We start from the raw sequence: 22,889 nt of genomic DNA on the forward strand, positions 1-22,889 counted from the left end.
TCTCCCTTGGTCATTGCCCGCGGGCGAGTTTTTGCATCAGAGGGAAGTAGGTGGTCAGGTGCGGTGCGCTTTCCTCCTGCGGTCCCTTGCGGATGGCCTTCACCATGAGCTTCATCTCGATGACGAAGAGCACGGAGTAGATGGCGATGAAGCCTGCAATCGTCAGCAGCAGCGTGCCCGCGCCCAGGTTGGAGACGGCCAGCGCCGTGGGCAGCACGCCTTCGATGATCCAGGGCTGGCGGCCCACCTCGGCCACGATCCAGCCGCACTCGGCCGCGATCCAGGGCAGGGGAATGGCGATCACGGCCAGCTTGAGCATCCACGGATGGGCGTCCAGCCTGCGCCGCACCGACAGCCAGAAGAAGGCCGCCGTGAGCGCGATGAAGAACATGCCCAGCCCCACCATGATGCGGAAGGCCCAGAACAGCGGCCCCACGGCCGGCACGGTGTCCCAGGCGGCCTGGGCGATCTGCGCGTCCGTGGCCTGGCGCGGGTCGTCCACGTAGCGCTTGAGCAGCAGCGCGTAGCCCAGTTGCCCGCCCTTGTCCTCGAAGACGGCCTTGGCCTCGGCCGGCACCTGGCCCGTGGGGCCGGCGGCGCGGATGGCCTCCAGCGCGCCATAGGCCTCGATGCCGTTGCGGATGTACTGCTCGGTGCGCTGGACCAGGTCGTTGATGCCGGGGATCTCGGTGGTCAGCGAGCGCGTGCCGATCAGGCCCATGACCCAGGGAATGTGCACGGCATAGTGCGTCTCGCGTGCGGCCTTGTCGGGGAAGCCGAAGGCCGTGAAGGCGGCCGGTGCGGGCTCGGTGTCCCACATGGCCTCGATGGCGGCCAGCTTCATCTTCTGGTGCTCCGACGACAGGTAGCCGCTTTCATCGCCCAGCACCACCACCGACAGCGCGGCGGCCAGGCCGAACGAGGTGGCCACCGTCATGGAGCGGCGCGCCAGCTGGATGTGCCGGCCCTTGAGCAGATACCAGGCCGAGACGCCCAGCACGAAGATGGCCGCCGTCACGTAGCCGGCCGAGACCGTGTGCACGAACTTGGCCTGGGCCACGGGGTTGGTCAGCACGGCAAAGAAGTCGGTGACCTCCATGCGCATGGTCTGCGGGTTGAACGCCGCGCCCACGGGGTTTTGCATCCAGCCGTTGGCGATCAGGATCCACAGCGCCGAGAAGTTCGAGCCCAGGGCCACGCACCAGGTGGTCACCAGGTGGCCGACCTTGCTCAGGCGGTCCCAGCCGAAGAAGAACAGGCCCACGAAGGTGGCTTCGAGGAAGAAGGCCATCAGCCCCTCGATGGCCAGCGGCGCGCCGAAGATGTCGCCCACGTAGTGGCTGTAGTAGCTCCAGTTCATGCCGAACTGGAACTCCATCACGATGCCCGTGGCCACGCCCATGGCGAAGTTGATGCCGAACAACGTGCCCCAGAACTTCGTCATGTCGCGCCAGATGGTGCGGCCCGTCATCACGAAGACGGTCTCCATGATGGCGATGATCACGGCCAGGCCGATGGTCAGCGGCACGAACAGGAAGTGGTAGAGCGCCGTTACCGCGAACTGCAGCCGCGATAGATCGACGATGTCGAGGTCCATGGTGAGATCCTTTCTCTCGGGGTACTTGGTGAAATCCTTGATCAGCCGTCCTGCCGCAGGCGCGCCAGGGCCGCCTCGAACGGCGGTGTGCCGCGCAGCGCCTCGGACACCACGCGGCCCTGCTCCACCCACAGCAGCCGGTCGGCCAGTTGCGCCTCCCGCAGCTTGTGGGTGGCCAGCACCAGGGTGCGGCCCCGGGCTGCACTGTCCAGCCGCACCAGCAGGTCGGCGGCCGTGCGTGCATCCAGGCCTTCGGTCACTTCGTCCAGCAGCCAGCAGCGCGCGGGGCTCAGCAGCAGCCGCGCCAGCGCCAGGCGCCGTGCCTGGCCGCCGGACAGGCCCAGCCCGCCCTCGCCCAGCCGCGTGTCCAGGCCCTGCGCCATGGCGCGCACATCGCCGGCCAGCCCGGCGACTTCCAGCGCCGCCCACAGCGTGTCCTCGGCGGCCTGGGGGCAGGCCAGCAAAAGGTTGTCGCGCAGGCTGTCCTCGAACAGTTCGGTGCGCTGCGTCATCCAGGTGCAGCGCCGGGCATGCACGGCGCCGGCCAGCGGCTGGAGCTCGCCGGCCATCAGGGACAGCAGCGTGGTCTTGCCCGCGCCGCTGGCGCCCAGCAGGGCGACACGCTCGCCCTCGGCGATACGGATGTCCTGGGCCAGCACGGCGGCACGGGGTGCCACGACCTGCTCCAGCTCAACCGCCAAGCCCTGCCTGGGCACAGCCGGTTCGCAGGCGCCTTGCGCAGCGCCATCGCGCAGGGCGGGCGCCAGCCGGCGCGCGGCCAGCCAGCTGCGGCCGGCCTCCAGCGCGCCACGGCGCAATGCCGCAAAGGGCTCCATGGCCGTCAGCGCCAGCAACAGGGCCAGCGCAGCCACGGGGGCGCCCAGCAGGCCGGCCTCGGCCAGCCAGCCTACGCCCAGCAGCACACCGGCCAGGGCCAGGGCGCCGCACAGGCCTTGCACGAAGGAAGTTCGGGCCTCCAGGCCGTGGAGTGCGGCGTCGGCCTCGGCCACGCGGGCGTCCAGGGCGGCAATGCGTTCGCAATGCGCGGCCAGGGTGCCGGCCATGGCCAGCTCCGCCTGCCCGGCCACCAGGTCGGCCGTGCGGGCGCGCAGGGACTCCAGCGCCAGCGCGCGGCGCACGGCGGGCCGGCGCGCACTGCGGGCCAGCCACAGGGCGCTGCCCAGGCCCGTGGCCAGCAGCCACGCAGCCAAGGCCAGGCCCAGCCACCAGCGCATCAGTCCCAGCGCAAGGGCGGCCACCAGCGTGGCACCCGTGGCGGCCAGCAAGGGCACGAACAGGCGCAGGTACAGGCTGTCCAGCGCATCCACGTCGGCCGTCAGCCGCTGCAGCAGGCGCGCGGGCCGCAGGCGCAGGCTCAGGGCGGCGGCGGGAGTGGCCCAACTGCGCAGCAGCCGCTCGCGCAGGGCGGCCAGCACGGCCAGGGTGGCGTCATGGGTGACCAGCCGTTCGGCATAGCGGGTGCCCGTGCGGCCCAGGGCCAGCAGGCGGATACCGGCCGAGGGCATGAAGACGTCGAAGACGATGGCCGTGGCCGGCACCAGCCCGGCCAGCGCCGTGGCCGTGATGAACCAGCCCGACAGGCCCAGCAGCGCCATGCCCATGAGCACCGTGAGCAAGGCCAGCAGCGCGCCGCCCAGCCACAGGCGGCGGGGCGCCATGCGCGCCAGGGCGGCAAGCACGGGCCGGAGGGTGGAGCGGGGCTTCATGCGGCCAGCTCCTGCGGGGCGGCATGGCCCGCCAGCTCCACCACGCGGTGCATGGCGGCGGCCAGTTCGGCATCGTGGGTGGCGACGATCAGCGTGCGCCCGCGTGCCAGCTGCAGCAGGGCATCGGTGACCTGGGCGGCCGTGGCCGGGTCCAGGTGGGCCGTGGGTTCATCGACCAGCAGCAGGCCTGCCTCGCGCGACAGGGCCAGGCGCGCCAGGGCCAGGCGCACGATCTCCCCGCCCGACAGGCCGGCTCCGCCCTCGCCCAGCGTGGCGCCGGCACGGGCCTCGGCCAGCTTGCCCAGACCGGCCAGCCGCAAGGCCTGGCGCAGTTCGCCGAAGGTGAATCCCGGGCGGCCCAGCCGGAGGTTTTCGGCCACCGAGCCGGCGAACACATGGGGGCTCTGCCCCATCCAGGCCATGCGCGCGCGCAGCCGGCCGGCCGATTCGCCGTCGAGCAGCTGGCCGTCGATATGGATGCGCCCAGGCTCGGCTACCGGCAGCAGGCCGGCAATCTGCGCCAGCAGCAGCGACTTTCCGCTGCCGCTGGGGCTCCACAGCGCCACATGCTCGCCAGGCCGCACGTCCAGCGTGAGCGCCGGCAGCGTGACCGCGCCGCCTGGCGCCTGGGGCCGCACCTGCTCCAGGTGCAGGGCGCAGGCCTGGCCGGCCGCCCTGCCGGGCGCAGCCAGTGCGCCGGGCAGCGGCTGCGCATCGCGGCCCAGCTCGCCCAGGGCCTGCAGCGCAGCCTCGCCGCTGGCGCGGTCGTGCCAGACGGCAGACAGCTCACGCAGGGGATCGAAGAAGCTGGGCGCCAGCAGCAGCACGAACAGCGCCTGGCCAAGGCTCAGTGTCTGGCCCCAGCTGCCAAAGGGCAGATGGCCCAGCAGGTGAAAGCCAACGTAGACGGCCACCATGGCCACGCCCAGGGCCGAGAACAGCTCCAGCACCGCGGAGGACAGAAAGGCGATGCGCAGCACGCGCATGCTGCGTTCGCGCAGGGATTCGGCATTGGCGCGCAGCCGCTGCGCCGTGGCATCCACCGCGCCCAGGGAGCGCAGGGTGGACAGGCCGCGCAGGCGGTCGAGCAGGAAGGCGTTCATGCCGCCCAGCTCCACCATCTGCGCCTGGCTGGCCGCCTTGGCGCGCCAGCCGACGATGGCCATGAACAGCGGGATCAGCGGCGCGGCCACCACCAGGATCAGCGCCACCACCCAGCTCTGGCTGGCCACGGCCAGCGCAATCACCAGCGGCACGGTGCGCACGCGCCACATGGCGGTCTGGTAGCGCGACAGCCAGGGCACGATGGCCTCGGCCTGCTCGGCCATGGCGCTGGCCGCCTGGCCCGAGGCCGCGCGCTGGCGGTCCAGCGGCGAGGTGCCCGCCAGCGTGCGCAGCACCTGCGCGCGCAGCGCGCTCACCAGGCTGCGTGCCTGCAGATTGGCGCGGCGTGTGCCGCTGGCATCGCACCAGGCGCGCAACCCGCCCAGCAGTGCCACGCCGGCCGCGAGCTGCCACATTGGCCACAGCGGCTCTCTGCCCGCGCCATCGGCCATGGACTGCACGGCCAACGCCAGCAGCAGCGCCTGGGGCAGCCACAGCAGCGAGGCCAGCACCAGGCGCCCCGTACCCGCCATCGGACGACGGGCCAGCTGGTGGAACTCAGGCAATGACGGGGTACAAGGTTTGTTCATTTATTCTGTAATTTCAGTATTTACTGAAATTACGCAAAGAATTCTAAACAAACTTGCTCCAGGCAAGTCGCTCGTAGGGGGAAGCCGAGTGAAGCAGTCAAGCGTGCGCAAGGGGTTTTGCGCAAACAACTTCGAGGACCGGACCCGCACAGCGTGGGTAATACCCAAAGAAAACGGCGCCCGAAGGCGCCGTCTGGCAGAGTAGGAGAAGAGCCCGTCCTGGGCTCTGCCGACCTTACGGGGTGGACAGCAGGCGGTCGCGCGCCTGGTTGTATTCACGCTTGAGACGCTCCACCAGCTCGCCCGCACCCGTGACTTCGCGAATGGCGCCAATGCCCTGGCCGCAGCCCCAGATGTCCTTCCAGGCCTTCTTGGCGTCGCCGCCGAAGTTCATCTTGCTGGGGTCCGACTCGGGCAGGTTGTCGGGGTCCAGGCCAGCCGCGCGGATGGACGGCGCCAGGTAGTTGCCGTGCACGCCCGTGAACAGGTTGCTGTAGACGATGTCGTCGGACGTGCCGTCCACGATGGCCTGCTTGTAGGCGTCGTGCGCACGCGCCTCATGCGTGGCGATGAAGGCCGAGCCGATATAGGCGAAGTCCGCACCCATGGCCTGGGCCGCGAGGATGGCACCGCCCGAGGCGATGGAGCCCGACAGCGCCACGGGGCCGTCGAACCATTCGCGGATCTCCTGGATCAGCGCGAACGGGCTCTTGACACCCGCATGGCCTCCCGCGCCCGCCGCCACGGCAATCAGGCCGTCGGCCCCCTTTTCGATGGCCTTGTGCGCGAACTTGTTGTTGATGATGTCGTGCAGCACCACGCCGCCCCAGCTGTGCACGGCCTGGTTCACGTCCTCGCGCGCACCCAGGCTGGTGATGACGATGGGCACCTTGTACTTGGCGCACATCTGCATGTCGTGCTCGAGCCGGTCATTGCTCTTGTGCACGATCTGGTTGATGGCGAACGGCGCCGAGGGCCGGTCCGGATGGGCCTTGTCCCAGGCGGCCAGGGTCTCGGTGATCTCGGCCAGCCAGTCTTCGAGCTGCTCGGCCGGGCGCGCGTTGAGCGCGGGCATGGAACCCACGATGCCGGCCTGGCACTGGGCGATCACGAGCTTGGGGTTGCTGATGATGAACAGCGGCGAGCCGATCACTGGCAGGGCCAGTTTCTTCAGCGCCGGGGGAAGCTTGGACATGCGTTGTCTCCGTTGGTTCTCGGTATCTCTGTCTGCGTTGTGCCTTGCGGGAGCGCCGGGTCAGAAGGCGTCCATGGGCAGTGCCATCACGCTGCCTGCGCCGTGCACGATGGCATCGCGCAGGCCCGCCGCCTTGACGAGGATGTGCTCGGCATAAAAGCGCGCCGTCGCAATCTTCGCGCGCATGAAGGCCTCGTCCTGTCCCTTGTGCAACAGCTGCTCGGCCGCCAGCAGGGCGCGGCCCATCTGCCAGCCTGCGACGAGGTTGCCCGCCAGCATCAGGTAGGGAACGCTGCCGGCGTACACGGCATTGGGCTCGGCCTTGGCCTGGCCCGAGACGAAGTGCACCGCCTCCACGAAGGCCTGGCGCGCGGCGGCCAGCTGGCGGGCCACGGCCAGTGCCTCGGGCGTGCCGCTGGCGGCCAGCTCGGCCTCGGTCTTCTCGATCTGGCCCGCAATGGCCAGCGCGGTCTGGCCGCCATCGCGCGCCGTCTTGCGGCCCACCAGGTCATTGGCCTGGATGGCGGTCGTGCCTTCGTAGATGGTCAGGATCTTGGCGTCGCGGTAGTACTGGGCGGCGCCCGTCTCCTCGATGAAGCCCATGCCGCCGTGCACCTGAACGCCCATGCTGGTGACTTCCAGGCTCATCTCGGTGCTGTAGCCCTTGACCAGGGGAACCATGAATTCATAGAAGGCCGCATTGGCCTCGCGCACCTGGGCATCGGCATGGTGGTGGGATGCGTCGTAGGCCGCGGCGGCCGTGGCCGCCATGGCGCGGCAGCCCTCGGTGTAGGCGCGCATGGTCATGAGCATGCGGCGCACATCGGGGTGGTGGATGATGGTGGCGCTGGCCTTGACGCTGCCGTCCACGGGGCGGCTTTGCACGCGCTCGCGGGCATAGGCCACGGCATGCTGGTAGGAGCGCTCGGCCACGGCAATGCCCTGCACGCCCACGGCGTAGCGGGCCGCGTTCATCATGATGAACATGTATTCGAGGCCGCGGTTTTCCTCGCCCACCAGGTAACCGATGGCGCCCCCGTTGTCGCCGTACTGCAGCACGGCCGTGGGCGAGGCCTTGATGCCCATCTTGTGCTCGATGCTCACGCAGTGCACATCGTTGCGCGCGCCCAGCGAGCCATCCTTGTTGACCAGGAACTTGGGCACCACGAACAGGCTGATGCCCTTGACACCCTCGGGCGCCCCGGCCACGCGGGCCAGCACCAGATGGACGATGTTCTCGGCCATGTCGTGCTCGCCATAGGTGATGAAGATCTTGGTGCCGAAGACCTTGTAGCTGCCATCGGGCTGCGGATCGGCCTTGGTGCGCACCAGGGCCAGGTCGGAGCCGGCCTGGGGCTCGGTCAGGTTCATGGTGCCGGTCCACTCGCCGGTCACCAGCTTCTCGAGATAGGTGGCCTTGAGCTCATCGCTGCCGGCCGTCAGCAGGGCCTCGATGGCGCCGTCGGTCAGCAGCGGGCACAGCGCAAAGCTCAGGTTGGCGCTGTTGAGCATTTCCACGCAGGCCGCGCCAATCGTCTTGGGCAGGCCCTGGCCGCCAAAATCCTGCGGATGCTGCAGGCCCTGCCAGCCGCCTTCGGCGTACTGGCGAAAGGCCTGCTTGAAGCCCGCCGTGGTGGTGACCACGCCGTCCTTGAGGCTGGAAGGCGCCACGTCGCCCGGCAGGTTCAGCGGCGCCACCACGCCTTCGCACAGCTTGGCGCATTCCTCCAGCACGGCCTGGGCGGTCTCGAGGCCAGCCTCCTCGAAACCGGGCAACTGTGCCACCTGGTCGATCTGCGCCAGATGCTCCATGGCGAACAGCATGTCTTTGAGGGGAGCCGAGTAAGTCATTGTTGAACCTTCCTGAACAGAGCCTGGACCGCCGGCGCGCAGCGCGCGGCGACCTGGGACAGCGGGCGCGCCGCCACGGCACTACTGCATTGCTGCGTTATTGCGTGACGCGACCCGATGCGTTGACGATGGACAAATCCACGAATTTCGAGCCCGCCTGCGAGCCCGGACGATAGGTAACCCAGTAGCCGCCCAGATCGAAGGCGTCCAGGCCGCGCAGCGAAGCGGCCAGCTTCTCGCGCGTCAGCGGCTGGGTGCGGCGCATGGCCTCCACGATGACGCGGGCGTTCACATAGCCTTCCATCATGGCGTAGCTGACCGGCACGGTCAGCGACTTGCCGGCAGCGGTGGCCGCGTCCCTGAACTCCTTGTTCAGGCGCATGGTCACCTTGTAGGGACTGGGCACGACCTGGGCAATGGACAGGCCGCTCATGAACTCCACGGGCAGGCGCTTGGCCAGTTGCTCGATATCGGCTTCCGATGTCGCGTAGATCTGGGCCGTGCCGCCCGCCATGCGGTACGCCTCGACGAAGGCCGAGGTCACGGGGCTGGAGGCCACCACCATCACGGCCTGCGCCGAAGGCTGGGCCTTTTGCAACTGGGACACGGCCTTGTCCATGGCGCCCTTGCCCGTGCTCAGCGAGGCGCTGACCACCAGCTTGGCCTTGGAAGGCGCAATCGCCTTGTCCACAAGTTCAGCCACGGCCTTGGCATCCGGGCGCTCGTCATGCAGCAGGGCCAGGCGCGTGATGCCCACGGTGGCCAGGTGCGAGGCGATCTTGGCCATTTCCTCGGGCAGGTTGGCGCGCGTGCTGAAGATCTGGGGATGGCTCAGCACACGCGTGTCCGTGCTCTGGTAACCCACCAGGGAGATCTGGGACTGGTCGAGCAGCTTGCTGTCCAGCAGCGAAGCCATGTTGCGGTTGCCGAAATAGCCGGCCAGCACCACGGGTTTGGACTCGTCCAGCAGCTTGCGGGTCTTGTCCACGGTTTCATCGGGGTGGCCCACATCGTCCACCGTGACCAGTTGCACGGGCTGGCCCTGCACGCCGCCGGCCTTGTTGATCTGGTCGAAGTACAGGCGCATGCCCTGGGCATAGGCCCGGCCCTGCGTCGCGCCGGCTCCCGACATGGGTGCCACCTGCCCCACCACCCAGGCATTGGCCTCGGCGGCCAGCGCCATGGCGCCACAGACAAAGGCCACGGCCGTGCGGGCCAGGCGCAAGCGCATCATCTTCATTTCAATCTCCCTCTCGGTTCATGCCATTGCCAGCACCCGCTGGCGGCCAAAGCCGTTGTTGTAGTCGTTGCCGCGAACCATGACCAGCGGGCCATCCCGGCATCCGTGACGGAAAAAGAGGGGCCTTGTGCCCCTCATTTTTCAGCTTTGGTCGCTTACAGCGCCTGCACCAGCTCGGGCACGGCCTGGAACAGGTCGGCCTCCAGGCCGTAGTCGGCCACCGAGAAGATCGGTGCCTCGGGATCCTTGTTGATCGCCACGATCACCTTGGAGTCCTTCATGCCGGCCAAGTGCTGGATGGCGCCCGAGATGCCCAAGGCGATGTACAGCTGCGGAGCGACGATCTTGCCGGTCTGGCCGACCTGCAGGTCGTTGGGCGCATAGCCTGCATCCACCGCAGCGCGCGAAGCGCCGATGGCCGCGCCCAGCTTGTCGGCCAGGGGCGTGATGACTTCCTGGAACTTCTCGCTGCTGCCCAGCGCGCGGCCGCCGGAGACGATGATCTTGGCGGCCGTCAGCTCGGGGCGGTCGCTCTTGGTCACTTCACGGCCCACGAAGCTGCTCTTGCCGCTGTCGCCAGCGGCCGCCAGCTGCTCCACCTGGGCGCTGCCGCCCGTGGTGGCCGCTGCGTCAAAGCCCGTGCCGCGCACGGTGATGACCTTGATCTTGTCGCTGCTTTGCACCGTGGCAATGGCGTTGCCTGCGTAGATGGGGCGCTCGAACGTGTCGGCGCTGTCCACCTTGGTGATGTCGCTGATCTGGGCCACGTCCAGCTTGGCGGCCACGCGCGGCGCGGCGTTCTTGCCGCTGGCGGTGGCGGGGAACAGGATGTGGCTGTAGTTCGAGGCAATCGCCAGCACTTGCGCCGCGATGTTCTCGGCCAGGCCGTCCTTCAGGCTGGCGCCGTCGGCGTGGATGACCTTGGCAACGCCGGCGATCTGGGCAGCGGCCTGCGCAGCGGCGCCGGCATTCTCGCCCGCCACCAGCACATGCACGTCGCCGCCGCAGGCCAGGGCCGCAGTGACGGTGTTGAGCGTGGCGCTCTTGATGGAAGCGTTGTCGTGTTCTGCAATAACGAGGGATGTCATGTCGCTGTCTTCCTTAGATCACTTTGGCTTCGTTCTTGAGCTTGCTGACCAGGGTCGCCACATCGGGCACCTTCACGCCAGCGCCGCGCTTGGCGGGCTCGGCCACCTTGAGCGTCTTCAGGCGCGGGGCCACATCCACGCCCAGCTCTTCAGGCTTGACCGTGTCCAGCTGCTTTTTCTTGGCCTTCATGATGTTGGGCAGCGTGACGTAGCGCGGCTCGTTCAGGCGCAGGTCGGTGGTGATGACGGCCGGCAGGCTCAGGGCCAGGGTTTCCAGGCCGCCGTCCACTTCGCGGGTCACGTTCACTTTGTCGCCAGCGACTTCGACCTTGGAGGCGAAGGTGGCTTGCGGCAGGTCGGCCAGGGCCGCCAGCATCTGGCCGGTCTGGTTGGCATCGTCGTCGATGGCCTGCTTGCCCAGGATGATCAGGCCGGGCTGCTCCTTGTCCACCAGGGCCTTGAGCAGCTTGGCGACGGCCAGGGGCTGCAGCTCCTCGGTGGTCTCCACCAGGATGCCGCGGTCGGCACCGATGGCCATGGCCGTGCGCAGGGTTTCCTGGCACTGGGCCACGCCGCAGGAGACGGCGATGACTTCGGTGACCACGCCCTTTTCCTTGAGGCGAACGGCTTCTTCGACGGCGATTTCGTCAAAGGGGTTCATGCTCATCTTGACGTTGGCGATGTCCACGCCCGTGCCGTCCGACTTCACGCGGACCTTCACGTTGTAGTCCACCACGCGCTTGACCGGGACCAAAACCTTCATTGCAGCGGCTCCTGATTGATTGATAGATTGACGTTTACGTAAACCGAAATCATTGTATGCGGCGCTGCAGCAGCTGAGGCAGGTTTCCCTGACGGCCGAGGGCCGCATGCGCGCTCACAAAAAAGAACGATCGTGCCATTTTAAGCACGACCCTTGAGATTTCCTGCAGGGGAACAGCCTGAACTCAGGGTATGCACCTAGGAATAATCCTAGCTGCTTTTCTCTGCTGCCTGGGCCGCCACGCCCACGCGTTCGGTGATCTGTACCACCTGCCTGGGGACCGGCAGGCTCACGCCTGCGGCACGCAGGCCGCGCAGCACGGCGAGGTTGACCTCGGAGCGCACATTTCCCTGGCCATTTTGCGGGTCGTTGATGTAGTAGCTGAGACTGAACTGCAGGCCCTGCTCCACAAAGTCGACCAGAGCCACCGAAGGCGCGGGCGTCTTGAGCACGCGGGGCTGCGCGGCTGCGGCTTCGAGCAGGATGCCGCGCACCTGCTCCACATCGCTGTCCATGCCCACGACGATGTTGGTGGACAGGCCGAACTTGACGTCGAATCCGGTGAGGTTCTCCACACGCTGGGTGATCAGCGTCTCGTTGGGCACGATGGATTCGCGGCCGTTGAGCGCGCGGATGATGGTGTAGCGCGTGCGGATGTCGGTGATGCGGCCCTCGAAGCCGTCCACGCGCACGTTGTCGCCGATGCGCAGCGCACGCTCGATCAGCACCAGAAAGCCGCTGACGTAGTTGGAGGCGATCTTCTGCATGCCGAAACCCAGGCCCACGCCGATGGCGCCGCCCATGACGGACAGCGCCGTCAGGTCCACGCCCACCATGGACAGCGAGACCAGCAGGCCCACCAGGATCAGCACGCTGCGCGTGATGTTCATGGCCACCTTGCGCATGGACAGGTCGCTGACCCACTGGTTGATGACCTTCTGCTCGAACAGCGTGGACAGCCAGAGCACGGCCACCATCATCAGGCCCGCCGACAGCGTGCCCTCGATCAGGTTGAGCAGGCTGACCGGCGTCTTGCCGATGTTGAACTGCAGGGCCTCCAGCTCCTCCATGACCTGCGGCAGCAGGCCGATGCTGTGCAGCACGGCCGCGCCCCAGGCCAGCCAGGAGAAGATGCGCTCGATCAGGCGCACCACGGTGGAGTGGGGGAAGGTCCGGCTGAGCACCCGCGCCACGAAGCGGATCACCGACAGGGACACCAGCAGCGACACGGCCACGCGCAGCCAGAACACCGTGGAAAACCGCGCCAGGATCTCCTGGCTGGTGAAGACCAGCACCAGCGCCAGCAGCGGGAACAGTGCGCCGTCGAGCGCATGGCGGCCAATCCATACGGAGGGCTTGCCATCGTTCAGATGGCCATAGCGCGCATGCAGGCCGCGCATGGCGCCGTAGGCCAGCAGCAGGCAGCCGATGAGAACGGAGAACTCCAGCCAGGCGCTGGAGCTTTGGAAGTCGTTGATGAGCTTGTCGAAGATGTCCATGGATCAGGGCCGTTCCGCCGCAAGGGCGCAGGCCGCCATCATCGCGCAGATCCAGGACAGGCCAACCGGACCGGGGCCTACATGCAGGTCGGTCAGCGGCCCGTCTTCCAGGCCGGTTCGCGCTTGGCGGCGAAGGCCTGGGCGCCCTCCTGGGCGTCGGCATCCATCATGTTGGCGGCCATGGTCTGGCCGGCCAGCTGGTAGGCCGCCTCGATGCCCATCTCGCGCTGGCGGTAGACCAGGGCCTTGCCCATGGCCACGGCCGCGCGGGGCTTGCTGACGATGGACTGCACGAAGTGCTCCACCGCATCGTCCAGCGCCTCCTCGGCCACCACGCGGTTGACCAGGCCCTGGTCCAGCGCCTGCTGCGCGTCGATGAAGTCACCCGTGAGCAGCATCTCCATGGCCTGCTTGGCCGGCACATTGCGCACCAAGGGCACGCTGGGCGTGGCACAGAACAGGCCATAGTGGATGCCACTGGTGGCAAAGCGTGCCGCCTGCGCAGCAACGGCCAGATCGCACTGGGCCACGAGCTGGCAGCCCGCCGCCGTGGCAATGCCGTGCACGCGCGCGATCACGGGCACGGGCAGCCGGTGGATGGACAGCATCATGCGGCTGCACTGCGCGAACAGCTTCTGGTAGTAGTCCAGCTGCGGATGGGCCGCCATGTCCTTGAGATTGTGTCCGGCGCAAAAGGCCTTGCCGGCTGCAGCCAGCACGACCACGCGCACCGACTCGTCACGCGCCACATCGTCCAGCGCCTGCTGCAGCTGCGTGAGCATCTGCTCGCCCAGGGCATTGAAGCGCTGCGGATCGTTGAGCGTGAGCCGCACGACGCCGCGCGCGTCGCGCTGCACGTCGAGCAGGGGGCTGGCTTCAGAAGGATGGGTGCTCGCGTTCATGGTGCTCCAGATCGGGTTCAGAGGTCGGCCAGCACGCGCACGTGCGCTTCCACGCTGCGCGCAAGCGGCCCCATCACGTAGCCGCCTTCCAGGCAGGAGACGATGCGCCCCTTGGAGAAGCGCCGCGCAATGTCCTTGATGCGCGAGGTGATCCAGGTGAAGTCCTGCTCGGTCATGCCCAGCTGGCCCATGTCGTCCTCGCGGTGGGCGTCGAAGCCGGCGCTGATGAAGATCAGCTCGGGTTTGAAGGCCTCCAGTCGCGGGATCCACATCATCTCGACGATCTCGCGGATGTCCATGCCCTTGGTATAGGCGGCCACCGGCACGTTGACCATGTTGGCGGCCGGGTGCTGGTCGCCGCTGAAGGGATAGAAGGGGTGCTGGAAGATGCCGCACATGAGCACGCGGTCGTCGCCGGAGAGGATGTCCTCCGTTCCATTGCCGTGGTGCACGTCGAAATCGATCACGGCCACGCGCTTGAGGTGGTGGCGGCTGAGCGCGTACTTCACGCCCACGGCCACGTTGTTGAAGAAGCAAAAGCCCATGGCCTGGTGGCGCGTGGCATGGTGGCCGGGAGGGCGCACGGCGCAAAAGGCGTTCTCCAGCTCGCCGGCCATCACCGCATCGGTGGCCGCCAGCGCGGCACCGGCCGCATGCAGCGCGGCCGAGAAGGTGTGGCTGTTGATGGAGGTGTCGGTGTCGATCTGGGAGTACTCGGGGCCGCCGGCCTGCTGCTCCTCGATGAGGCGCTGGGTCAGGCCCTGCAGCGCGGCCACATGCATGCGGTCATGGGCCAGTTCGATGTCGGCCAGCGAGGCCTGGGGGGCCTCGTGCCGCTCCAGCGCATCGGCCACGCCGGTCACCAGCAGCCGGTCCTCGATGGCGTCCAGCCGGGCCGGGCACTCTGGGTGCCCCGGCCCCATCTCATGCCGCCAGCACTCCCTATGGGTGAAATAACCCGTCTTGCCCACAGTGATGTCTCCGCGATGTTTTTTTTAGGATAACGTCGCGCCATGCAAGCTACACACAAGATCAAGGCGCTTCTGGATCAGCTTAACACGGTGGTTGTAGGGAAGCCGGCTCAAGTCCGCGACAGCGTGGCCTGCCTGCTGGCCGGGGGACACCTGCTGCTGGAAGACGTTCCCGGCGTGGGCAAGACCACGCTGGCCCATGCGCTGGCGCACAGCTTCGGGCTGCAGTTCTCGCGCGTGCAGTTCACGGCCGACCTCATGCCCAGCGACCTCACCGGCGTGTCCATCTATGAGCGCAGCAGCGAGTCCTTCGTCTTCCATCCAGGTCCCGTTTTCGCCCAGGTACTGCTGGCCGACGAGATCAACCGCGCCAGCCCCAAGACACAGAGCGCCCTGCTCGAAGCCATGGAAGAGCGCCAGGTCTCGTCCGAAGGCCGCACGCACCGCCTGCCCGAGCCCTTCTTCGTGATCGCCACCCAGAACCCCCAGGAACAGCTGGGCACCTTCCCGCTGCCCGAAAGCCAGCTGGACCGCTTTCTGATGCGCATCAGCCTGGGCTATCCCGACCGCGCGGCCGAGCGCTCCCTGCTGTCCGGCAATGGCCGGCGCGCCCAGGCCGATGCACTGCTCCCGCTGCTGGCCACGGACGAGCTGCAGCAGTTGCAGGCCGCCGTGCTGCAGGTCCATGCCAGCGATGCCTTGCTCGACTATGTGCAGGACCTGCTGGAGGCGACGCGTTCGGGCCAGTGGTTCGTGCAGGGCCTGTCGCCTCGCGCGGGCATTGCGCTGCTGCGCGCGGCCAGGGCGGTGGCCCTGATGGAGGGGCGTGACTACGTGGCGCCCGACGATGTGCAGGCCATCCTGACGCAGACGGCCGCCCACCGCCTGGTGCCCATAGGCTCCAGCGGCCGGGGTGCCGTGGAGCAGGTGCGCGCCATGCTGGACGCCGTGGCGCTGCGCTGATGCCGGCCGCTCCCGCGTCCTCGCCCGGCGCCGCCCAGCCGGGGGCATCGCTGCGCCAGCGCTGGTCTCCTGCGCGGCGCGTGCGCCAGTGGTGGCATGCCCGCCTGCCGCGCACCGACAGCCTCAGGCTGACCCAGCGCAATGTCTACATCATGCCCTCGCGCGCAGGCTGGGCCCTGGCGCTGACGCTGTGCGTGCTGCTGGTGGCAGCCATCAACTACCAGCTCAACCTGGGCTACCTGCTGACCTTTTTGCTGGCCGGAAGCGCGGCTGCGGGCATGGTGGTCGGCCACGGCAACCTGCGCGGCCTGGCAATGCACCTGGTGCCGCCGGCCGGCAGCTTTGCCGGCCAGCCCTGCCGCTTCGACGTGGTGCTGCACAACAGCCGCCGCAGCACGCGCTGGGGCATAGGCCTGGCCGTGCAGGGCGATGTCCCGGCCACCGACTGGACCTGGATCGATGTACCGGCACAGGGCAGCACCACGGCACAGCTGGCCTTCACACCGCTGCGCCGGGGACGGCAGCCACTGCCCACGATCACGGCGGCCACCCGCTATCCGCTGGGCACCTTCCGCGTCTGGGCGCTGTGGCGCGCACAGACGCAGGCCTGGATCTACCCGGCGCCCGAGCACAATCCGCCACCCCTTCCACCGGCCAGCGCCGATGCCGGCGGCCGCAGCGCGGCCGCCACGCGGCACGGCGACGAGTTCGACGGTGTGCGGGCCTACCGTCGCGGCGATCCGCTCAAGCTGGTGGTCTGGAAAAAGGCTGCACAGGCCTTTGCCACGGGCAGCAACCAGCTGGTGAGCCGCGACCGCCCGCTGTCCCAGCAGCACCGCCTGTGGCTGGATGCCAAGGCCACCGGCCTGGCCGACCCCGAGGCCCGCCTCAGCCGCCTGACCGCCTGGGTGCTGGCCGCGCGCCAGCAGGACCTGACCTGGGGCCTGCGCCTGCCCGACGGCCGCGAGATCGCCCCCGACCAGGGCCCGGCCCATGCCACGCTCTGCCTGGAAGCCCTGGCGGCCTGCCCATGAATCGCACGTCCATGCCCTCCTCCTTCCAAGCCATTGCGCAGCCTGCGGCCACTTGGCGCCAGCGCCTGGCCGCCCTGCCCCGCGATGCGCGCGACACCCTGTTCCTGCTGGCCGTGGTGGCCTGGGTGCTTATGCCCCAGGCCGCCCACACGCCCTGGTGGACCATGGTCTTCGTGGCCGGCCTGCTGCTGTGGCGCGCCCTGCTGGCCTGGCGTGGCCAGCCCCTGCCCGGCCGCTGGCTGCTGGGCGGACTGCTGCTGCTGGCCCTGGGCGCCACCTGGGTCTCGCACGGCACCTTTGTCGGGCGCGATGCGGGCGTGACGCTGATCGTGCTGCTGCTGGCGCTCAAGACACTGGAGCTGCGCGCCCGGCGCGACGCCATGGTGGTGTTCTTCCTGGGCTTCTTCGCGCTGCTGGCCAACTTCTTCTACTCGCAGTCCCTGCTGCTGGCCCTGGCCATGGTGCTGGGCCTGCTGGGCCTGCTCACGGCCCTGGTCAATGCCCACATGACCGCCGGCCGGCCGCCGCTGACCCAGGCGCTGCGCACGGCGGCCCTGCTGGCGCTGTGGGGCACGCCGGTGATGGTGGCGCTGTTCCTGTTCTTTCCGCGCATGGCCCCGCTGTGGGGCGTGCCGGGCAACGACCTGGCCGGCCGCAGCGGCCTGTCGGAGAACATGCGCGTGGGCTCCATGGCCTCGCTGGTGCTGGACGAAAACGTGGCCCTGCGCCTGCGTTTCGATACGCCCGATGGTGCTCCTCCGCCTGCCAACACCCTGTATTTCCGGGGACCCGTTCTGTCTCGCTTTGACGGACAGGAATGGCAGATGGACACGGAGGCCGTTCTGGAGGACGCGCAGTTGCGCGTCTCCGGCGAGGGCGTGAGCTACCAGATGACCATAGAGCCCAGCCGCCGCCCCTGGCTACCCCTGCTGGACGCCGCGGCCAGGACTCCCGAGCTCCCCCCAGGCATGGGCACCGCCCGCATGACGCCGCAGCTGCAATGGCTGACCTGGCGCCCCATCACCGACGTGGTGCGCATCAGCGCCCAAAGCCATGTGCAGTTCAGCTACGGCCCGCTCAAGCCCACGCGCGCCCTGCGCCGCTACACCCAGCTGCCCGAAGGCAGCAACCCGCGCACGCTGGAGCTGGCCCGGCAGATGCGTGCCGACCCGCAACTGGCCGATGCCACGCCCCGCGCCTGGGTGCAGGCCGCGCTGGCGCGCCTGCGCAAGGGCGGCTACACCTACACGCTGGCGCCCGGCGTGGTGGACAGCGTGCACACGGCCGATGACTTCTGGTTCGACAGCAAAGAGGGATTCTGCGAGCACATCGCCTCCGCCTTCGCCGTGCTGATGCGCGGCATGGGCGTGCCTGCCCGCATCGTCACCGGCTACCAGGGTGGCGAGCGCAACCCGGTCGACGGCTACTGGACCGTGCGCAACGCCGACGCCCATGCCTGGACCGAGGTGTGGCTGGAGGATGAGGGCTGGGTTCGCATCGACCCCACCGGCGCCGTGGCCCCGTCGCGCGTGGGCGAGTTCCAGCGCCTGCGCGCGCCGCAGGGCGCCATCGCTGGAGCCATGGGCAACTTCGTGGGCGTGGGCATGCTGCAGCAGATGCGCGCCGTGTGGGAGGCCGTCAACAACGGCTGGAACCAGTGGGTGCTCAACTACACGCAAAGCCGCCAGCTGGACCTGCTCAAGAACCTGGGCGTGCAATCGCCCTCGTGGGTGGACATGCTCCGCCTGCTGGGCGCGCTGGCCGGCGTGGCTGCGCTGGCGTGGCTGGCCTGGATGGCCCGCGCCCAGCGCACCAGCCGCGACGAATGGCTGCGCCTCATGGACAGGACCCGCGCCCGGCTGCGGCGCATCGGCCTGGACGCCGACGCCAGCCTGCCCCCACGTGCGCTGGCAGCCCAGGTCATGGACCGCTGGGGCCGGGACGATGCCAAGGCGGCCCAGGCCCTTCACGACTGGCTCCTGGGCATGGAGCGCCAGCGCTACGCACGGCCATCCCCATCCCCATCCTCATCCGCACCCGACACCCCCGGCCTGCCCGCCCTGCGACGCCAATGGCGGGCGCTGGACTGGCCACGCAACCCGCAGCCACGGCCACAAGCCGCCGCTGCCGGCCCCACGACAAGCACACCATGACCAAGCAACGACTGATCCCCTGCGCCCTGCTGCTGCTCGCGGCCGCGGCCGTTCCCTGCGGCGCGCTGGCCGGCAAGCCGGCAGCCAGCCCTGCCGCCCAAGCCACGGCCAAAACCTCGGCTAAAACCACGACCAAGTCCACGGCCAAACCTTCCACGAAAAAGCGCACGGCCGCTGCTGCCGCCGCCACGGCCGCTGGCGGCGCCGCCGTGGCAAGGACCGTGCAGGGCAGCACGCCCTACGGCGAACGGCCTGAAGCCATGCAGATGGCCGCCGACATTGCGATGCGCCACGACCTGCCGGTGGACTGGGTGCGCGAGACCATCGCCCAGGCCCGCTTTCTGCCCCAGGTGCCGCGCCTGATGACGCCGGCCGTCCAGGGCACGGCCAAGAACTGGGGCGTCTACCGCAGCCGCTTTGTCGAGACCGTGCGCATACGTGCCGGGACACGCTTTTGGCAGGCCAATGCCGCTGCGCTGGCGCGTGCCGAAAAGCAGTACGGCGTGCCGGCCGAAATCATCGTCGGCATCATCGGCGTGGAGACCATCTACGGCCAGCAGATGGGCAACTTCCGCGTGATCGACGCCCTGGCCACGCTGAGCTTCGACTTCCCTGCCGCCCACCCGCGCGCTGCGGCGCGCACCGAGTACTTCCGTGGCGAGCTGGAGCAGTTCCTGCGCTTCACCCACCGTGCGGGCACGGACCCGTTCTCGCTGCGCGGCAGCTACGCAGGCGCCATGGGCATGGGCCAGTTCATGCCCAGCAGCTGGGTGAAGTGGGCCGTGGACTTTGACGGCGACGACCGCATCGACCTGTTCGGCAGCGCGGCCGATGCCATCGGGTCGGTGGCCAACTACTTTGTCGCGCATGGCTGGAAAAGCGGCATGCCCACCCACTACCCGGTGATCATGCAGGCCCAGGGCGCCGACCTGGCCGCCCTGCTGGCGCCCGACATCCTTCCCCAGTTCACGGCCGACGAGATGGCCGCACGCGGCGTGCAGTTGCCAGGCGACGGCGCCGCGCACCCGGGGCCGCTGGCCCTGGTCAAGCTGGAAAACGGCGCGCAGGGCCAGCCGCTGTACATCGCGGGCACGGAGAACTTCTATGCCATCACGCGCTACAACTGGTCCAGCTACTACGCGCTGTCCGTGATCGAGCTGGGCCAGGAAGTCGCGGCAGCCATGGGCCGCTGATCCAGTCCATCCAAACCGTCGAGGTGGTCAGGGCCGGCGCATGCGGCACATCGCAGGCTGCTCGGCACGCGCGGCCTCGATCTCTCGCACCACGCGGAAGCCGTAGCCCGAGCCCTCCACATCGAAGGGCACGCCGGGCGCGCCCTGCCTGTCCATGACGCCGACCACCAGCGCCTGCTGGAACTGGTGGTCGGCCGCGCGCATGCGGCCCCTGCGTCCGGCCAGGGTCACGTCCGCGCTTTCAAGCGCCTGCGCCACGGCCACCGTGTCGGTGCTGCCCGCACGCGCCATGGACTGGGCCAAGGCCTCCATCATCAGCTGCATGCGCATGTGCACATAGTCATCGGCAGGCCTGGGAAAGCGCTCGCGGAATGACTTGTAGAAGGCCTGGCTGTCGGGGCCCGGCACGTTGGGCAGCCAGTCGGCCACGGCCAGCACCTTGCCCACGCCGGCCTCGCCCAGGGCAGCGGGCGCGCCCAGCGCATTGCCGTAGAAGGTGTAGAAGCGGCCGTCAAAACCCGCCTCCCGCGCGGCCTTGACCAGCAGCATCAGATCGTTGCCCCAGTTGCCCGTGACCACGGCCTGGGCGCCGCTGGCCTTGATCTTGGCCGCATAGGGCGCAAAGTCCTTGACGCGCCCCACGGGATGCAGCTCGTCGCCCACGATGGCCACATCGGGCCGCTGCGCGGCCAGCTGGCGCCTTGCCTCGCGCAGCACGGCCTGGCCAAAGCTGTAGTCCTGCCCGATCAGGTAGGCGCTGCGCACGGACCCGTCCTCGCGCAGCACCTGCATCAGCGCGGCCATGCGCATGTCGGCATGGGCGTCGAAGCGAAAGTGCCAGAAGCTGCAGCGCTCGTTGGTGAGCGCGGGATCGACGGCCGAGTAGTTCAGGTACAGCACGCGCCGGGCCGGATCGCGCTCGTTGTGCTTGGCAATGGCGTCGACCAGCACGGCGGCCACGGCCGATGAATTGCCCTGCATGACCACGCGCGCGCCGCCGTCGATGGCTGCGCGCAGCGCAGACAGCGCCTCCTCGTTCTGGCCCTTGCTGTCATGGCGTTCGATGGCCAGGGGCCGGGCGCCGCCCTGCGCGGCCGGCAGCAGCACACCGCCGCGCGCGTTCACGCGCTCGGCGGCCCACAGCAGGTTGCGGAACACGGCCTCGCCCGTGTTGGCAAAGGGGCCGGACAGGCTTTCGATCAGCGCCAGCCGTATCGGCTCGCCGCGCGGCGGCGACACGGGCCGGTCGTGTCCGCTTGACGCCCGGGCCAGCAGCGCGGGCGCCGCAAATAGCGCCATGGCGCCGCTTTTCAAGACCTTGCGGCGCAATTTATTCATGGCTTTTTCCTCTTGAAATGCGTTCAACACCGCTTAACTAGGCTCCATGCGGCGACAACTTCGATGAAGCCGCGCAGTTTATAGGAGCCAACCCACCATGATCTTCACGCCTGTTCTCCGCCGCAACGCCTTCGCTCCCCAAGCCGCCGATCTGGCCCTGCAGCGCTTCTTGCAAGGCACCCTGGGCAACGCGGCCCCTTCGCTCTCGTCGGTGCAGGTTCAGCGCGATGAAAAGGCCACGACCTTGCAGCTGGATGTGCCCGGCCTGTCCCGCGAGCAGCTGCAGCTGAGCATCGAAGGCGCCGTGGTCCGTCTGTCCAGCGTCGAGGGCGCGCCCCGCCAGGTGCAGCGTGCCTGGGAGCTGGACCATGAAATCGACACGGCCGCCAGCAGCGCCAAGCTGGAAAACGGCGTGCTCACGCTGTCCCTGGCCCGCCTGGAACCCCAGAGCAAGGCCACCATGCTGAGCATCCAGTAAGTCCGGTCACGGCCAGCGCGTTTGTGCACCCGGGCTGTCAACCATCCTTTCTTCCATCCTCTTGGCAAGGTGGCAGCCCGTTTCCAGAGCCCGGCCCGCGCCGGGCTTTTTTTGCGCCCGCCGTGCAGGCCGGGCACGCGGCCCCGGACCATCAGGCCAGCGAATCGAGCGGCCAGCGCGGCTTGACGTCGAACGCGTAGTGCCTGTTCGCCATTTCGCGGCCTGCCTGCAGGCGCATGGCGGCGGCCATGGCGATCATGGCGCCGTTGTCGGTGCACAGGTGCAGCTCGGGGTAGTGCACGCGCAGCTTGCGCTTGGCACAGGCCGCATCCAGCTGGGCGCGCAGCAGACGGTTGGCGCCCACGCCGCCGGCCACGACCACGCGCTTCATGCCGATCTGCTGCAGCGCCGCCAGCGTCTTCTTGACCAGCACCTCGACGATGGCCGCCTGCGTGCTGGCGGCCAGGTCGGCCTTGCGCGCCTCAAGGTCATCGCCCAGCTTCTTCGCCTGGGTCAGCACGGCCGTCTTCAGGCCGGCGAACGAGAAGTCCAGGTCGCCCGAATGCAGCAGCGGCCGGGGCAGCTTGAAGGCCTGCGCGTCCCCGCCCTCGGCCAGGCGCGAGAGCACGGGGCCGCCCGGATAGGGCAGGCCCATGAGCTTGGCCGATTTGTCGAAGGCCTCGCCGGCCGCGTCGTCGATGGTCTCGCCCAGGATGGCGTAGCTGCCCACGCCGTCCACGCGCATCAGCTGCGTGTGGCCGCCCGAGACCAGCAGGGCCACGAAGGGGAATTCGGGGGGATCGGCGCTCAGGAAGGGCGACAGCAGGTGGCCTTCCAGGTGGTGCACGCCCAGCACGGGCTTGTCCAGCGCCGCAGCCATGGCGCAGGCCACGCCCGCGCCCACCAGCAGCGCGCCGGCCAGGCCGGGGCCGCGCGTGAAGGCGATCACATCGACCTGGTCCAGCGTGCGGCCGGACTCGCCCAGCACGCTTTCGGTCAGCGGCAGCACGCGGCGGATGTGGTCGCGGCTGGCCAGCTCCGGCACCACGCCGCCATAGGCGCGGTGCATGTCGATCTGGCTGTGCAGCGCATGGGACAGCAGCCTGGGCACGCCCGTGCCATCGGGGGCCTCGACCAGGGCCACGCCGGTTTCATCGCAGGAGGATTCGATCCCCAGAATCAGCAAACTCATGGGACTGAAGT

At 68.8% G+C, this 22,889-nt stretch carries 18 protein-coding genes; 5 read left to right on the top strand and 13 right to left on the bottom strand.

Annotation, left to right across the window (positions count from 1 at the left end):
- Nucleotides 1-10: 10 nt before the first annotated feature.
- The 11 genes from G4D77_RS06960 to G4D77_RS07010 all read right to left on the bottom strand — a co-directional run bounded on the left by G4D77_RS06960 (nt 11) and on the right by G4D77_RS07010 (nt 14,479).
- Nucleotides 11-1,597, bottom strand: a complete 1,587-nt coding sequence (locus tag G4D77_RS06960) for a cytochrome ubiquinol oxidase subunit I (RefSeq protein WP_016450181.1) — start codon at nt 1,595-1,597, stop codon at nt 11-13.
- A 41-nt stretch (nt 1,598-1,638) separates the two neighbouring features.
- On the bottom strand, nt 1,639-3,324 hold the full coding sequence (locus G4D77_RS06965) for an amino acid ABC transporter ATP-binding/permease protein (protein ID WP_154834933.1): 1,686 nt from the start codon (nt 3,322-3,324) through the stop codon (nt 1,639-1,641).
- Entirely contained in the window at nt 3,321-4,961 is a 1,641-nt protein-coding gene (gene cydD, locus G4D77_RS06970) for a thiol reductant ABC exporter subunit CydD (protein ID WP_154836398.1), read from the bottom strand. The genes G4D77_RS06965 and cydD overlap by 4 nt, the downstream gene beginning before the upstream one ends.
- A gap of 292 nt (nt 4,962-5,253) precedes the next feature.
- On the bottom strand, nt 5,254-6,213 hold the full coding sequence (locus G4D77_RS06975; protein WP_012204314.1) for an NAD(P)H-dependent flavin oxidoreductase: 960 nt from the start codon (nt 6,211-6,213) through the stop codon (nt 5,254-5,256).
- A gap of 60 nt (nt 6,214-6,273) precedes the next feature.
- The gene (locus tag G4D77_RS06980; protein ID WP_154834934.1) at nt 6,274-8,064 is read right to left on the bottom strand and encodes an acyl-CoA dehydrogenase; all 1,791 of its coding nucleotides are present in this window, start codon (nt 8,062-8,064) and stop codon (nt 6,274-6,276) included.
- 97 nt (nt 8,065-8,161) lie between these two features.
- Nucleotides 8,162-9,304 (bottom strand): ABC transporter substrate-binding protein, encoded by a 1,143-nt coding sequence (locus tag G4D77_RS06985; RefSeq protein WP_016450177.1) that lies wholly within the window; start codon nt 9,302-9,304, stop codon nt 8,162-8,164.
- Between the two features lie 155 nt (nt 9,305-9,459).
- Nucleotides 9,460-10,392: an electron transfer flavoprotein subunit alpha/FixB family protein gene (locus G4D77_RS06990; RefSeq protein WP_070080554.1), complete on the bottom strand. Its 933-nt coding sequence runs from the start codon at nt 10,390-10,392 to the stop codon at nt 9,460-9,462.
- A gap of 13 nt (nt 10,393-10,405) precedes the next feature.
- Entirely contained in the window at nt 10,406-11,155 is a 750-nt protein-coding gene (locus G4D77_RS06995; protein ID WP_046239651.1) for an electron transfer flavoprotein subunit beta/FixA family protein, read from the bottom strand.
- 209 nt (nt 11,156-11,364) lie between these two features.
- A complete protein-coding gene (locus tag G4D77_RS07000; RefSeq protein WP_016449703.1) occupies nt 11,365-12,654 on the bottom strand; it encodes a mechanosensitive ion channel family protein in 1,290 nt (429 codons plus the stop codon).
- A gap of 92 nt (nt 12,655-12,746) precedes the next feature.
- Nucleotides 12,747-13,556, bottom strand: coding sequence for an enoyl-CoA hydratase (locus G4D77_RS07005; protein ID WP_016449704.1), 810 nt, complete (start codon nt 13,554-13,556; stop codon nt 12,747-12,749).
- 17 nt (nt 13,557-13,573) lie between these two features.
- Entirely contained in the window at nt 13,574-14,479 is a 906-nt protein-coding gene (locus G4D77_RS07010) for a histone deacetylase family protein (RefSeq protein ID WP_017406772.1), read from the bottom strand.
- A gap of 90 nt (nt 14,480-14,569) precedes the next feature.
- Between G4D77_RS07010 and G4D77_RS07015 the strand changes: the two genes are divergently transcribed.
- The 4 genes from G4D77_RS07015 to mltB are packed head-to-tail and all read left to right on the top strand — an operon-like array spanning nt 14,570 to nt 19,870.
- Nucleotides 14,570-15,490: an AAA family ATPase gene (locus G4D77_RS07015; protein ID WP_154834935.1), complete on the top strand. Its 921-nt coding sequence runs from the start codon at nt 14,570-14,572 to the stop codon at nt 15,488-15,490.
- The gene (locus tag G4D77_RS07020; RefSeq protein WP_016449707.1) at nt 15,490-16,524 is read left to right on the top strand and encodes a DUF58 domain-containing protein; all 1,035 of its coding nucleotides are present in this window, start codon (nt 15,490-15,492) and stop codon (nt 16,522-16,524) included. Before G4D77_RS07015 ends, G4D77_RS07020 begins: the two co-directional genes overlap by 1 nt.
- Nucleotides 16,521-18,677: a transglutaminase TgpA family protein gene (locus G4D77_RS07025; protein ID WP_154834936.1), complete on the top strand. Its 2,157-nt coding sequence runs from the start codon at nt 16,521-16,523 to the stop codon at nt 18,675-18,677. Before G4D77_RS07020 ends, G4D77_RS07025 begins: the two co-directional genes overlap by 4 nt.
- Entirely contained in the window at nt 18,674-19,870 is a 1,197-nt protein-coding gene (gene mltB / locus G4D77_RS07030) for a lytic murein transglycosylase B (RefSeq protein ID WP_154834937.1), read from the top strand. Before G4D77_RS07025 ends, mltB begins: the two co-directional genes overlap by 4 nt.
- A gap of 27 nt (nt 19,871-19,897) precedes the next feature.
- Here mltB and G4D77_RS07035 read toward each other — a convergent pair whose 3' ends face one another.
- Nucleotides 19,898-21,208 (bottom strand): branched-chain amino acid ABC transporter substrate-binding protein, encoded by a 1,311-nt coding sequence (locus G4D77_RS07035; protein ID WP_154834938.1) that lies wholly within the window; start codon nt 21,206-21,208, stop codon nt 19,898-19,900.
- A gap of 97 nt (nt 21,209-21,305) precedes the next feature.
- Here G4D77_RS07035 and G4D77_RS07040 point away from each other — a divergent pair, with 97 nt between their 5' ends.
- The gene (locus G4D77_RS07040) at nt 21,306-21,686 is read left to right on the top strand and encodes an Hsp20/alpha crystallin family protein (RefSeq protein ID WP_016449711.1); all 381 of its coding nucleotides are present in this window, start codon (nt 21,306-21,308) and stop codon (nt 21,684-21,686) included.
- Between the two features lie 151 nt (nt 21,687-21,837).
- On the opposite strand, the gene tsaD is transcribed toward G4D77_RS07040, so the two are convergent.
- Nucleotides 21,838-22,878 (bottom strand): tRNA (adenosine(37)-N6)-threonylcarbamoyltransferase complex transferase subunit TsaD, encoded by a 1,041-nt coding sequence (gene tsaD, locus G4D77_RS07045; protein WP_154834939.1) that lies wholly within the window; start codon nt 22,876-22,878, stop codon nt 21,838-21,840.
- Nucleotides 22,879-22,889 lie beyond the last annotated feature (11 nt).

The sequence above is a fragment of the Delftia sp. WY8 genome, assembly GCF_018437695.1.
Taxonomy (GTDB): Bacteria; Pseudomonadota; Gammaproteobacteria; order Burkholderiales; family Burkholderiaceae_C; genus Comamonas; species Comamonas tsuruhatensis.